Source organism: Faecalibacter bovis (assembly GCF_017948305.1).
GTDB classification, from domain to species: domain Bacteria; phylum Bacteroidota; class Bacteroidia; order Flavobacteriales; family Weeksellaceae; genus Empedobacter; species Empedobacter bovis.
In genome coordinates this window covers 2,598,113-2,612,340 of record NZ_CP072842.1, presented here as the reverse complement: position 1 = coordinate 2,612,340, position 14,228 = coordinate 2,598,113, and the positions used below count along the sequence as shown (strand labels likewise).

At 30.4% G+C, this 14,228-nt stretch carries 14 protein-coding genes; 11 read left to right on the top strand and 3 right to left on the bottom strand.

Annotated features, from left to right (window positions below; genetic code table 11):
- Positions 1-220: 220 nt before the first annotated feature.
- The 6 genes from J9309_RS12555 to J9309_RS12530 all read left to right on the top strand — a co-directional run bounded on the left by J9309_RS12555 (position 221) and on the right by J9309_RS12530 (position 4,635).
- The gene (locus J9309_RS12555) at positions 221-676 is read left to right on the top strand and encodes a hypothetical protein (RefSeq protein ID WP_230476229.1); all 456 of its coding nucleotides are present in this window, start codon (positions 221-223) and stop codon (positions 674-676) included.
- Between the two features lie 241 nt (positions 677-917).
- Positions 918-1,679 (top strand): type I methionyl aminopeptidase, encoded by a 762-nt coding sequence (gene map, locus J9309_RS12550; RefSeq protein WP_230476228.1) that lies wholly within the window; start codon positions 918-920, stop codon positions 1,677-1,679.
- A gap of 9 nt (positions 1,680-1,688) precedes the next feature.
- Complete coding sequence (locus J9309_RS12545; protein WP_230476227.1) at positions 1,689-1,988, top strand: hypothetical protein; 300 nt, start codon at positions 1,689-1,691, stop codon at positions 1,986-1,988.
- Positions 1,989-2,188: 200 nt separating this feature from the next.
- The gene (locus J9309_RS12540) at positions 2,189-2,761 is read left to right on the top strand and encodes a YceI family protein (RefSeq protein ID WP_230476226.1); all 573 of its coding nucleotides are present in this window, start codon (positions 2,189-2,191) and stop codon (positions 2,759-2,761) included.
- Positions 2,762-2,784: 23 nt separating this feature from the next.
- Entirely contained in the window at positions 2,785-3,297 is a 513-nt protein-coding gene (locus tag J9309_RS12535) for a YceI family protein (RefSeq protein ID WP_230476225.1), read from the top strand.
- 120 nt (positions 3,298-3,417) lie between these two features.
- Entirely contained in the window at positions 3,418-4,635 is a 1,218-nt protein-coding gene (locus J9309_RS12530) for a hypothetical protein (RefSeq protein ID WP_230476224.1), read from the top strand.
- A 68-nt stretch (positions 4,636-4,703) separates the two neighbouring features.
- On the opposite strand, the gene J9309_RS12525 is transcribed toward J9309_RS12530, so the two are convergent.
- Entirely contained in the window at positions 4,704-6,152 is a 1,449-nt protein-coding gene (locus tag J9309_RS12525; RefSeq protein WP_230476223.1) for an alanine/glycine:cation symporter family protein, read from the bottom strand.
- A gap of 139 nt (positions 6,153-6,291) precedes the next feature.
- Positions 6,292-8,646, bottom strand: coding sequence for an ATP-dependent helicase (locus tag J9309_RS12520; protein ID WP_230476222.1), 2,355 nt, complete (start codon positions 8,644-8,646; stop codon positions 6,292-6,294).
- 135 nt (positions 8,647-8,781) lie between these two features.
- Between J9309_RS12520 and J9309_RS12515 the strand changes: the two genes are divergently transcribed.
- The 5 genes from J9309_RS12515 (at position 8,782) to J9309_RS12495 (ending at position 13,279) form a co-directional block, all read left to right on the top strand.
- Positions 8,782-9,267: a hypothetical protein gene (locus J9309_RS12515; RefSeq protein ID WP_230476221.1), complete on the top strand. Its 486-nt coding sequence runs from the start codon at positions 8,782-8,784 to the stop codon at positions 9,265-9,267.
- A gap of 153 nt (positions 9,268-9,420) precedes the next feature.
- The gene (locus J9309_RS12510; RefSeq protein WP_230476220.1) at positions 9,421-9,870 is read left to right on the top strand and encodes a Fur family transcriptional regulator; all 450 of its coding nucleotides are present in this window, start codon (positions 9,421-9,423) and stop codon (positions 9,868-9,870) included.
- A gap of 12 nt (positions 9,871-9,882) precedes the next feature.
- A complete protein-coding gene (locus J9309_RS12505; protein ID WP_230476219.1) occupies positions 9,883-11,526 on the top strand; it encodes an OstA-like protein in 1,644 nt (547 codons plus the stop codon).
- 37 nt (positions 11,527-11,563) lie between these two features.
- Positions 11,564-12,088 carry a hypothetical protein gene (locus tag J9309_RS12500; protein WP_230476218.1) on the top strand — a complete coding sequence of 175 codons (525 nt, stop codon included), beginning with the start codon at positions 11,564-11,566 and terminating at the stop codon, positions 12,086-12,088.
- Positions 12,089-13,279, top strand: coding sequence for an aspartate aminotransferase family protein (locus J9309_RS12495; RefSeq protein WP_230476217.1), 1,191 nt, complete (start codon positions 12,089-12,091; stop codon positions 13,277-13,279).
- A gap of 49 nt (positions 13,280-13,328) precedes the next feature.
- Here the strand turns inward: J9309_RS12495 and J9309_RS12490 are convergent, their stop codons facing one another.
- Positions 13,329-14,216: a hypothetical protein gene (locus J9309_RS12490; protein WP_230476216.1), complete on the bottom strand. Its 888-nt coding sequence runs from the start codon at positions 14,214-14,216 to the stop codon at positions 13,329-13,331.
- Between the last annotated feature and the right edge of the window lie 12 nt (positions 14,217-14,228).

Genomic DNA, 14,228 nt, shown 5'->3' with positions numbered 1-14,228 from the left:
TTAATTGTCTAAAATACCTATTTGGTTAATTAAAAACAATGATTCATTAATTCATATAAAAACGAAAGGATTGGGTGGCTATATTTGTTCAAGAAAATAAGATTTTCCTAACTAACTAAACTTTTATGTATCATTAATTAAATCTCTTTATAAGTTATTTAATTTTGATGCGATTATCAAGGTAATCTCAATTATAATTAAAAGCTTATAATGTAGATTTATGTATTTAAATATTGTAATTTTTTTTTGTGTAATTTTTATTTCAAGTTGTCAATTAGCAGAAAATGAATCAATAAAAGATTACACTATAAACGAATCAAGTATTAATAATAAAATTAAATTTAACGAAAATAATACAGGAAAACCATTTGGAAATATATATAGATCTGATGGTTTTTCAAAAGACGTTAATAGTGAGTGGTTTCAGATAGCTTTCGATAAAAGTACTAACCGAATTTTAGGAATTTGGTATTGGACATCTAATAATATGGATAAAAAATTTATCGAAGTTTGGAGTCAGAGTTTAAATGAAGGTGGAATTTCATTAATATCTGGCGAAATATTATTTCAGAAAGAAATAATTCCATTTGAAATTATCGAAGATAGATTCATGATAGTTAATGACAATAAAAAACAAGCTTTTGATTACGAAAATGTAGAAGAAAACGAATTGTAATCTGTTTTGCTTTTTATGATAATTAATGTTTTTTATAATTTTTCAAGTTAAAACCTTCTGTCTGAAAATACAGAAGGTTTTTTGTTTATATATAAGTTACAGAAATTTTGAAATTTTTTGTCCTTCTTGTTTTAATTATCATATAATTCAGGGAAAACTAAAATTATGAATGATAAACTGAATGAATAACCGTAATTTTGCATTCGATTTCTGAATTTGAAATCAAAAAGTAGTTGTAGTAATGATTATAGAGACTGAAGAAGAGTTAATTGGTATGAAAGCAGTGAGTGAAGCTGTTGCAATTACTCTTAAAGAAATGAAAGATTATGTTAAACCAGGAATGTCAACTTTGGAGTTAGATATATATGGTTCTAAAATTTTAGAAAAATTTGGAGCTAAATCTGCACCTTATGAAACATATAAATTTCCAGGTTTTACTTGTTTGAGCGTTAATGAAGAAATCTGTCACGGAATTCCAAAAGCGGATAAAATCATAATGGAAGGTGACGTAATTAATATTGATGTTTCAGCTGAATTAAATGGTTTTTGGGCTGATAATGGTGGTTCTATTGTTGTTGGAGATGATATTAATGGGTATCAAAAAATTGTTGATGCTTCAATTTCAGCTTTACAAAAAGCGATTAATGCAGTAAAATCTGGTGTTAAAATTGCTGATATTGGTGGAATTATTGAAAAGGAAGCTAAAAAACATAAATTTAGTGTAATAGAAAATTTAACAGGTCATGGCGTTGGTCGTTCGTTACATGAAGAACCCTTAGATTTATTAAACTTTCGTGATCCTGATGATAAACGTCGATTACGTAAAAATTCGGTTATCGCATTAGAAACTTTTATTTCAGAAAACTCATACGAAGCAATAGAACAGGCTGATGGTTGGACAATGATTGGAAATGAACCAGGAGTTTTTGCACAACATGAACATACTGTTTTAGTAACTTCTGAAGGTCCAATGATCTTGACGCACATGAATGGGAATTGGTAATAATATTATATGAAGAAAAATACATACGAACAAATCGATCGTGAAATCGTGAAAAAAATGAGTGCTGATATTCAAGCTTATTTAATTGAAAATAACTTAGAGCGTGTAAAAACGAAGGATATGATGCCATTTTTAATCGAAAAAGGATATTTTCCACACGATCGAAAAAAAGGTTATCCTTTACGTCAAATCTTAACAGATTTAAAAAAGTCTGAAGAATTACATCTAATGCCACAGGCAACTCCGGAGTATTTAGAAGTAGAAAATAAAAAAACTTCAACGTATTGGTACTTTAGCCCGATCAAATAAAAAAAAACACTTACAAATTTGTAAGTGTTTTTTTATTGTAATAATTTGATTTTCATCTATTTTGGAATATTTATTGAGAGGTTTTATGGATCATTCAAGATAATTTTTTAAAAAATTAATTTCTTGACTTACATCAATATTCTGTAGAAAAAACCATTCTACATTTGCCTTGTTCAATTATTAAAGTGAAACAAAATACAATGAAAAAATTATTATTATCTGCAATGTTCGTAGCTATGTCTGCAACAGCTTTTGCTCAAAACTATACAAACGATAAATATCACTCTCAATTAAATTTCTCAGTTCCTCACTTAACAATCTCTGACGTTAGTGGAGAATTTAAAAATTTTGATGTTCATTTAAACTTTACTAAAGCTGATTTATCAGATGCTAAATTCCATGTTGTTGCTGATGTAGCATCGATTAATACAGGAATTGAAGCACGTGATAATCACTTAAAGTCAGCTGATTTCTTCAATGTTGCTAAAAACGGTAAATTAGAGTTTTCATCAAAATCTATTTCTAAAGTTAAAGGAAATCAATACAAATTATCTGGAGATTTATCATTAAATGGTGTTACTAAACCAGTTGTTTTAAATTTAATTTACAATGGAAGTGTAGATAACCAAGGGGTTAAAACATACGGTTTCACAGTAAAAGGAAAAATCAAAAGAAGTGATTTTAATGTAGGAACTTCAATTCCAGATGCAGTAGTTGGTGATGTTGTTACCTTAACATCAAACCTTGAATTTGCAACACCAAAAGCAAAATAATTAATCAACATAAACGACATAACATGACACAATGGAATTTAGATGCTTCTCACTCAGAAGTACAATTTAAAGTAAAACATATGGTTATTTCTACTGTTACAGGTAGTTTTGATCAATTTTCAGCGAATGCTGAATCATTAGCGAATGATTTTTCAGATGCAAAATTTGCATTTACAGCAGATGTTGCATCAATTAATACAAAAAATGCTGATCGTGATACTCATTTAAAATCGGAAGATTTCTTTTCAGCAGATCAATATCCACAAATTAAATTTGAATCTACGTCAGGAATTGTAGATGGAAAAATTGCAGGAGAGATTGAAATTAAGGGAACTAAACAACCTATTGTTTTATCTGCTGATTTTGGAGGTGAAATTGTAGATCCATGGGGAATGACAAGAGTAGGTTTTGAGTTTGAAGGTGAAATTAATCGTAAAGATTTTGGTTTATCTTGGACTGCTACTACTGAAGCAGGTGGTTTAGTGGTTTCTGATAAAGTAAAATTAATCGTTAATCTAGAATTTGTAAAGGCATAATTTATTTTATCCACTTTATTAACTATATGAGGTGTAACATTTTTGTTACACCTCTCTTTTTTAAGTTTTTCTTGGTCAAAATTGAATATTCAATATATTTGTTCAAACTATTATTATAATATGAAAAATCGATTTTTATTGTTAAGTTTTTTATGTGCAAACTTTGCGTTGGCACAGGAAGAAATTACTCTGCAAACCGAAGATCAAACTTCAAAATTATTGGATCAATATCGTTTAGAAATTAATCAATTAAAAAATGATAAAGAATCTTTACAACATACGATAAAATTACACGAGGAGTTATTAAATTCTTTACAAAAAAATAATAATTACAATAATAGTACAAAGTGGACTACGATAAAAAACAATATCATAAATGGTGTTGAAAGTTATCGTCATTTGAATGATAAAATCCAGATTTTAAAAACAGTTTCTAAAACAGCAACTTATGTGAATTACACTAATTCTTTGAGTGGAATTACAGATAATCCACTTGGATTTTCTTTTAAAGATAAAATAGAAAGTTCATACAAATCTAATTTTACAGATAAGAAGAAGCAGCCTAAGTTTGCAAAGATAATTGAGGCGATTACAACAAGTCCTTTAATTCAATTAGTTCCGATAGCTTCTCAAGCTTCAACGGTTACAAATTCTGTATTAAATATTTTGTATACAAATGAAGCGACAGCGAAAGAAAGTGAGTTAGCTAACATACAGAAATTTGAAAAAGACATCAGTAAATATTTAAAGTATTTCAACGAAATGTCTGCTCAAAATCAAGAGTTAAGCGTAAATAACACAACTTACGTAAAAGGTTTAGAAAGTATCCAGCAAGATATGGTGAAAGACGTTGTTGTGATTCGTGAAAATTTAGGTTTAAATGTAAGACCTCGAAACGAAAAAACAGAGACGATTGATGCCTATTTAAATTACTTATTAGAGGATATGAATTCTGACTTTGTTTTAGCACATTTAACAAAATTATCGTCTAAGCATAAGAACATTGAGATTCTATTACAATCTGAACCATCTGTTTTTACCATTAATAATAATTTTGAAAATTTAGAAGAATACGCGAATCGTTTTAAAAGTACGTATGATTTTTATATTTCATTTAATAAATCATATGTAGCCAATTTAACTAAAATTGTAAACGAGGCTAAATCGAATAATATAATCGAAGCGAAAGATAGTAAGTCGGTAGATAAAATTCATCAAGATGTAATTGATCAATTAAGTAAAATTAGCAACGAGAATTTACAATCTTTAGAAAATACAATTAAGATTAATCAATTAGAAAATAGCGTAAATAAAATAAATTATATCAAGTTTTTGTAATTTGATTTCAATTAAAAAAGGGATTTCAATTTTATTGAAATCCCTTTTTTAGTGTTATATTTTTAAAATTATTTATTCCAAAAATCAGCATTTTTAATACCTACATCTTTCGCATTAAAAGTAGGGTTTAAAATACCTTGTTTCTTTTTCGTACGATAGTCATTCCATACTTTAATGGCAACTCCACCTAAAAGTAAAATAGCTATAATATTAACCCAAGCCATCAATCCAACTCCGATATCACCTAAAGCCCAAGCTGTTTCTGCAGATTTTACAGTACCATAATATACAGCTAATAAGAACACAATGCGTAAAATCCAAATAACAACTTTAGTATTTCCATTTTTAAAAATATAAGTGATATTAGTTTCAGCATAATAGTAATATGCCATAATTGTAGTAAAGGCGAAGAAGAATAAAGAAAATGCAACAAATTCATTTCCAATTGAAGGGAAATGGTGCGAAACAGCAGCTTGTGTAAATCCTGTGTAATCTTTTCCTGCTACATTTTGTACAATAAATTCACCGGCTTCGTTTTGTACATTATACTGACCTGTAAATAAAATCATAAAAGCGGTAGCTGTACAAACAAATAACGTATCGATATAAACAGAAAAAGCTTGTACTAAACCTTGTTGTGCAGGATGAGATACTTCTGCCGCCGCCGCCGCATGTGGAGCAGTACCTTGACCAGCTTCGTTTGAGTAAATTCCACGCTTAATTCCCCATGCAATGGCCATTCCGAAAACACCGCTATATAATGATTCCATATTGAATGCTGAAGCAAAAATTAATTTTAAAACTGAAGGAATTTGAGAAATATTCAACCCAATAATTACTAAAGCCATTAAAATATAAGCACCAGCCATGAATGGTACGATGTATTCTGAAGCTTGACCTAAACGTTTAACACCTCCAAAAATGATTATCGCTAATAATGCAATTATTATTAATCCGATGTAATTGATTGGAATTCCACCAACATAAGTTGTTGAGATTTGGAAAGCGTTGTTCATCGACGAAGCGATACTGTTACTTTGCACACCAGGTAATAAGAATCCTGTACTAATAATGGTTACAACTGCAAATAAAATCGCATACCATTTAATTCCTAATCCTTTTTCGATATAATAAGCTGGACCTCCACGGTATTCACCACCAATTTCTTGTTTGTAAACTTGTCCTAAAGTTGCTTCAACAAATGCTGATGCAGAACCCATTAATGCAATAAACCACATCCAAAATATAGCACCTGGACCACCCATTGCAATGGCTGTTGCTACACCAATTATATTTCCAGTTCCAACTCGCCCTGAAATAGCTAATGAAAAAGCTTGAAAAGGTGTAATTCCTTTATCAGTTTTTTTACCACTAAATAATAAGCGAACCATTTCTTTGATGTGAGTAAATTGTAAGAATCCTAACCTTACAGAAAAGTAAATGCCAGTTATACCACATAATGAAATAAGTGCGGTAGACCAAACATAATTATTAATCGATTGAATAATCGCGTCCATGTGTTTGTTTTATTTGTGATGCTAATTTGTAGAAAAAATTACAAATATTTCACATGGTTTCTTAACTATTTTTAACAAATTAAAAAAAAGCATACAATTTTGTATGCTTTTTTGATAATTATATAATTTTCTTATTTGATTAAGATATTATTTTAAGTTTTGCGAAATTAAGAAGTAGCTTTTTTTCTCCTGCTGTATCAAAATGAATGATAGCTTTCATGTCAGATGGATCACCTTGTAAATCTTTAACCTCACCACGTCCAAAACGATCGTGTAAAACAACTTGACCAATTTGTAATCCCAAATGATTTGCTGTGTTTGCTGAAGTTGATTTTGTTTCTCCAACTGGTTTGAAATTAGCTTTTGGTGGAGTAGGTGTTGCTCTTCTGATATTAGGGTTTTGTCTAGCTGCTGATTTTTCTCTTGATTCTGACGAATATCGAGCTGGAGCAGAATAATTATCATCTCCAAATAAATCTGCCGAAAGGCCACTGTTATTAGAATTTCTTTGGGTTGGAATATGTAAATTCTTCCAATCTAAATAATTGGAGTCAACTTCTTCTAAGAAACGAGATGGTTCGCAATCAATAATTTTTCCCCAACGAAAACGTGAAACAGAATATGTAAAATAAGCAACTTTCTCTGCACGTGTTAAAGCAACATAAAATAATCGACGTTCTTCTTCTAATTCAGCTCTTGTATTAACAGCCATCATAGATGGAAATAGATTTTCTTCTAATCCAGCGATGAAAACTACAGGGAATTCTAAACCTTTAGCTAAGTGAACAGTCATTAAATTAACTTGGTTATCATCTTCATCCGTATTATCAGCATCAGTTGCTAATGCAATATTTTCTAAAAATCCACTTAATGAAGCATCACCATCTTCCAATTGTTTTTGCTCGTCAACATAACCTTGAATAGAGTTTAATAACTCTTGTACGTTTTCTAAACGTGAAATTCCTTCCGGTGTAGAATCTTCTTTTAAAGTTCTTAATAAACCTGTGGCTTTTGCCATTTCCATCGTTACTTCGTACACATCATGTGTTTTAAGCATCACTTGGAAACGTTTAATTAATAATGCAAAATCATTCAATTTATTTGAAGTTCCAGCATTTATACCAATTGTTGGCGCATACATCGAAATATTTTCAACAATATTAAATAAAGTTGATTGATGCTGATCTGCAGCAACTAATAATTTAGAAATTGTTGTTTGCCCAATTCCTCTTGCTGGATAATTAATGGTACGTAATAACGCTTCTTCATCATTTTGATTAATTAACAAGCGCATATATCCAACCATATCTTTAATTTCTTTACGTTGGTAAAATGATGTTCCACCAAAAACACGGTATTTGATACCACGCTTACGCAAAGCTTCTTCTAACGCACGAGATTGTGCATTGGTACGATACAAAATTGCAAAATCTTTCGGTTGTAGATGGTCACTAATTTGTCTTTCCCAAATCTGAGAAGCAATATAGCGAGCTTCATCAGCGTCTGATAATGCACGATAAACAGCAATTTTTTCACCTTCCTCGTTTGATGTCCAAACATTTTTTTCTAACTGATCTTGATTATGAGCAATAATCGTGTTAGCAGCTTGAACAATATTTTGTGACGAACGATAATTTTGTTCTAAAGGATATAATTGTGCGTCTGGATAATCTTGTTTGAAAGATAGAATATTACGAATATTAGCACCACGGAATGCATAAATAGACTGCGCATCATCACCAACAACACAAATATTTTCATAACGAGAAGCCAAAGCTTTTACAATTAAATATTGTGAATGATTGGTATCCTGATACTCATCTACCATAATATATTTAAAACGCTCTTGATATTTTGATAAAACTTCAGGAAAACGAGTTAATATTTCGTTAGTTCTTAATAACAAATCATCAAAATCCATTGCGCCTGACTTAAAACAACGATCGACGTAAGCGCGATATATATCACCCATACGTGGTTTCATTGCCTCAGCATCAGCTTCTATTAAAGCTTGATTATTATGGTATGCACGAACTGTGATTAAATTATTTTTATATTGAGAGATACGCCCTAAAACTTGTTTAGGTTTATAAATATCCTTGTCTAAATTCATTTCAGTAATAATTTTAGACATTACAGATACTGCATCTTGTTGATCATAGATTGTAAAATCTGATGGATAACCTAAAAGTGGAGCTTCAACGCGCAGCATACGAGCAAATACCGAGTGAAAAGTTCCCATCCATAAATTTTTTGCTTCTGAATGGCCAACCACATTTGCAATACGTTCTTTCATTTCTTTCGCTGCCTTATTCGTAAAAGTTAGCGATAAGATGTTGAAAGAATCTACACCTTTATTTAGTAAATGCGCGATACGGTACGTAAGTACACGCGTTTTTCCAGAACCAGCACCTGCAATTACCATTACAGGACCTTCTGTTGCTTCCACCGCTTTTCTTTGCGGCTCATTTAATAAGTCTAAATAATTTTCCATCGTTGGCAAATTTAAAGTTTTCTGATTACTTTATCATAGGAGCTGAGGTTTAAAATTTCCTAAAGTTTCAGATCTATTTATTTTTAAATGTTTAATAAAAGAATATATTTGCAGCAATTAACACAATAATACATAATGAAAAAACAACTATTTAGATTTGCGTTTGCATTTTCTATGGTAGCAACTATCACATCTTTTTCTTCTTGTACCGATGATGATACTGAGGAAATTGATGAAGTAAATAACAGAACACACTTTAATCCACCAGCATGGATTCAAGGGAAATGGATCTTAGGAATAATTGCTGGTGAACATCATTTGTTACAATTTAAAACAAATAATTTTTTAGAAGTATTTCCAGAAGCACATCTAGAAAAAGATTATAATGATAATATTAATCAAAGAATTAATGAATTAAACCAACCAACAATAGTAACTGAAACGACAATTTCAGAAACTATCTATGAATTTAATATTGATTATTCTCCAGAACCTGATACATCTAACGATAAAGTAATTTATAGATTTACTAAAGTTAGTAATGATAAAATTCAGCTACAATTTTTACATGAGAATGGAGAAGCGTGGTCAACAAATTTATTAGTTAGATATACAAGATAATTAACAATAAAACATAAAGAAAAAAGCGACAAAATTTTGTCGCTTTTTTTTATTGATTTAACTTATATTATTATTGAATATTCGTTTAGAAAAGGACGTTGAAACGCTTATCTAGATTAATTTTAATTCATATATTTACAGCAAATTTATTTTATGACAGACGAATCAGTAAAATTAAGCAACTACGAAACAGTAAAACAGGTTTTTACAAAGTTCTTAGAAGATAATGGACATCGTAAAACACCAGAACGTTATGCTATTTTAGAAGAAATATATTTTACAGATGATCATTTTGATATTGATATGTTGTACATCAAAATGAAAAATAAAAAATACCGCGTATCTCGTGCAACTCTATATAATACGATCGAATTATTAATGGATGCAAAACTTGTGCGTAAACACCAATTTGGAGATCAACAAGCTCATTACGAGAAATCATATTTCGATAAGAATCACGATCACATTATTTTAACGGATACTGGAGAAGTTTTAGAATTTTGCGATCCACGTATTCAAACGATCAAAAAAACGATTGAAGAAATTTTTGATATTGAAATCGAAAATCACTCGTTATACTTTTACGGGAAAAAGAAATCATAATAATTTCAATTAATGAAATATAGTTTTTCGCTCTTATTACTACTTCTTTGTTATTCGACTTTTGCTCAGATTCAACCGCAAAAACCTCGATTAAATCTTAAGAATTTTGATGTTGCCGAACGTAATCCAACAGATTATGAAGGTAATCAATTAATACATGGAAATGTAGTATTAGAGCATAACGGAGATATGCTTTATTGTGATAGTGCAGTGTATTATCACGACAAAAATAAAGCTGTTGTATGGTCAAATGTTCGTTTAGTTAGTAAGGATAAAAATATTACAGCTAAAAAAATGGAATATGACGCCAATACTACAATTGCAAAAGCTTGGGATAATGTACAATTTCGTGATGCAACATCTTCTGTTGATGCTGATTTCATGGAGTATAATCGTACGTCAGAAATTGCTCATGCTTTGGGAAATGTAGTCGTTCGTAGTCCTGGAAATAATATTGATACCAACGAAATCTTCTATAATCGTAAGACAGAAACTGTAACTGTTCCTGGAAATTATAAAACGATTGACAAAGATGGTACGATAGTAGAAGGAAAAGACGCCGTTTATAACGTAAAAGATAACGGAGCTGTTTTTAATTCGGAAGTTTATATTACGTCGAAAGATTATTTAATCTATTCTCGTAAAATGACAACGAATGACAGAACTGGTTTAACAACTTTTAGAGATTATTCTAAAATTACTTCACGCAAAGATCCAACTCAGTTTGTTATTACGAATAATGGCGATTTTAATAAAATTACGCGTGAAGTTTGGTTAAGAGATAATTCTGAAATTCATTACCAAGGAAAAACTTTAAAGGCAAAGGATATTTATGCGAACGATAAAACTGGTTACGGAAAAGCAACTGGAAATGTAACGCTTGATGATCCGGAACAAAAAATGTTTATCAAAGGAGAATTTGCTGAAGCATTTCGTTCAGGAATCGATTCAGTTTACTTCACAAAAGATGCATATTTTGTAAAAGGCTTTGAGGAAGATTCTCTTTATATTCATGCGGATACTTTAATGGCTGTTCGTCGTCATGATAAAGATTCAACTGAAATTGTAAGAGCTTTTCACAATGCTCGTTTTTACAAATCGAATGTTAATGGTAAAACTGATTCATTAGTTTATAAAAGAACTATTGGTGAATTAGAATTTCATAAAGATCCCTTATTTTTCTCTGGTGAAAATCAGTTATCTGGTAAATTTATCAAAGGTTATTTGAATCCTAAAACAGAAAAATTCGACTCTATTAATATTTTAGAGAATGCATTTGCAATTTCAAAAGTAGATTCTTTAAAAGAAAACGAATTTAACCAAGTGAAAGGAAAAGATATGACGGTATATTTTTATAACGACGAAATTGATTTTATGCGAGTTGTAGGAAATGCTGTTGCTTTAAGTTATATGGATGATACAGATCAGAAAACAAAACTGAAAGAACGTATGGGAATCGATGTAACGTATTGTGGTATTATTGAGGTTGATGTTGTTGGAAAAGAGTTTGAAACAATAGCTTGTAGCGTAAAAGCGAACGGAAAAACATATCCAGAATCTAAATTTCCGGAGGAATTAAGATATTTACCCGATTTTAAATGGCGTTTTGCTGAAAGCCTAAAATCATGGAAAGATATTTTTATAACTAAACCTTAATATATTTCTATCTTTGATAGATTAGACACTATAAATCATGAAAAAATATACCTTACTACTAGTTTCATCTTTAGTACTTTGTAGCTGTTATTCGTATAAAGTTTATGAACCAGAGACAGATTCACAAGCAGTTGAAAAATCTAATAATTCGCCTTTGTCTTTGCGTGAAACATCAGTAAGAACAGCAAAACAAGCCAAAGAATCATCAGACCCAAATCAAGATATGTTGAATGAAGGTAAAGTTGGTGCTTCTACAAAAATTGCAAATTTAAAGAATACAGAATCAAATTCTACAGGAGAAATTTCTGTAAAGTCAATCATAAAAGAAAAAGGGTATTACCAAGCTGAAGTTTTCGACAAAACATATAAAATGGAAGCTGTAAAATGGCTAGGAGATACATTAGTGGCTCATGTTAAAGGTCAACCAAAGAAAGAATTAAAATTTCACGAAAAAGATATCCAAAATTTAAAAGTAAGACAATTCTCTAAAGGTCGTTCAGATGCATTAACAGTTGCAGCTTACGCCACAGTAGGAATTGGGGTATTTTTATTATTAAAATAAATGGAAAATTTAAAAGAAGGTTTTTTTAAATACCAAGCACAAACTACAAATTTTGCTTCAGGTTTTGAAGTAGATTATGCAAAAGGATCTTATATCTACGGGAAAGATGGCAAAGCGTATTTAGACTTTGTTGCCGGAGTTTCTGTAAATACTTTAGGGCATAGTCATCCTCGCATTAATCAAGCGATTATAGATCAAGTCAATAAATACATGCATGTTGCTGTATATGGCGAATATGCACAGGAAAAACCAGTTGCATTATGCAAGAAATTGGTTGACATGACTCCAGATGGTCTAGATCAAGTTTATTTAGTTAATTCAGGAACAGAGGCAATTGAAGCATCGTTAAAATTAGCTAAAAGAGCTACAGGTCGTCAAGAAATTATTTCTTTCAGAAATGCATATCATGGTAATACGCATGGTTCATTAAGTGTTTCTGGAGATGAAAGAAAAAAAGCTGCCTTTAGACCTTTGTTACCAGAAGTGTATTTTATCGAGTTTAACAATGAAGATGATTTACAACGAATTACAACAAAAACTGCTGGAGTTATTGTAGAAACAATTCGTGGTGCATCTGGATTTAGAGTTCCACTAAATGATTATTTAAAAAAATTAAAAACTCGTTGTGAGGAAGTTGGAGCAAAGTTGATTTTTGATGAAATTCAGCCTGGTTTCGGTCGTACAGGAAAACTTTTTGCTTTTGAACATTATGGTGTTACGCCTGATATTTTGGCAATAGGAAAAGGTATGGCTAGTGGTTTGCCTGTTGGTGCTTTTATGGCTTCTAATGAAGTGATGAGCACGTTAAAGGAAAATCCACATTTAGGACATATTACCACATTTGGTGGAAATCCTGTAATTGCAGCAGCTGCTTTAGCTTTATTGGAAGAGTTGGAAGAAACGAATTTAATGCAAGATATTGATCGTAAAGAAGCATTGTTTCGTGAACATTTAAAGCATCCAAAAATCAAAACTATTCATGGTCGTGGACTAATGTTAGCACCAGAATTATCTTCGCCAGAATATACTTTGAGAGTTCAAGCAGAATGTATGAAACGTGGTTTAATTTTATTCTTTTTAATGTATAGTATTGAAAATTTAAGAATTACGCCACCAATTAATATTTCTGATGAAGACATTATCAAAGGATGTAATATTTTGAAAGGTGTGTTAGATGATTTAGAAGAATAACAAAATTCGATATAAAATAAAAGCGAACTCATAAAGTTCGCTTTTTATTTTAATCTCTCGGTATCGAATCTAATGGTACACCAATAAATAACTCCTTTTCATCAATTTCTTTTTTGTATTCCTTGTTTATCCTCAACTTGAATAAATCATCAATATATTTCTGACTATAATCTTTCAAAATTGTTTGTACTAAGAAATAATTAGGATTAAATAAATGTTGTTTGTTGTTCGTATTTAACAAAGCGGTTTCAATAAATTCATTGATTTTGTAGCCAGGAATATTCAAGTCAATCTTAAAATAATTATCTCCATAATAAGCTCTAATTTCTGAAATTTTGTACGCTTTAGTTTCATACTCAATCAAAGCTTTTCGTTTTCTAAGATCACCAGAAAATACATCATAAATACGACCTACATCCATCCCAGTTAATCGAATGTCACCATTAAATAAACCAGTTTTTAAAGCTGCTGTATCCTTCATTGGTTTAATGTCTGGATTTATGTTTAGCAAACGATATATACGAGTAACATCATCTTCTTTTTTTCCTACAACAACATCTTTCTCAAGTATTCCAGTAAGTTTTTTTGTGATTAATGCTTCGCTTAAATTAATTGTTTTGATTGCCAAATGAACTACAATTTGATCTTTATTGTATAAAACTGGTCGAAGAATTATATTTCTATTTTCATACCAATCTGAACGGAAAATAATTGTATCATTTGGTTGAACTTGCATAAAAAAAGTACCAGCAAAATTACTTTTTGTCGTATGATTTGTTCTTTTATTCGTTACATAAACTCCTTCAGCAACTTCTTCTGAATTATCAATAATAATATTTCCTTGTATCCATTTTTGTTGCGCATCTATTTGATTTGGTACCAAGAAAAATACCATATAAAGTAGCGATAATAAAAATGATTTCTTTCTTATAGACATCTGTCTTTTTCT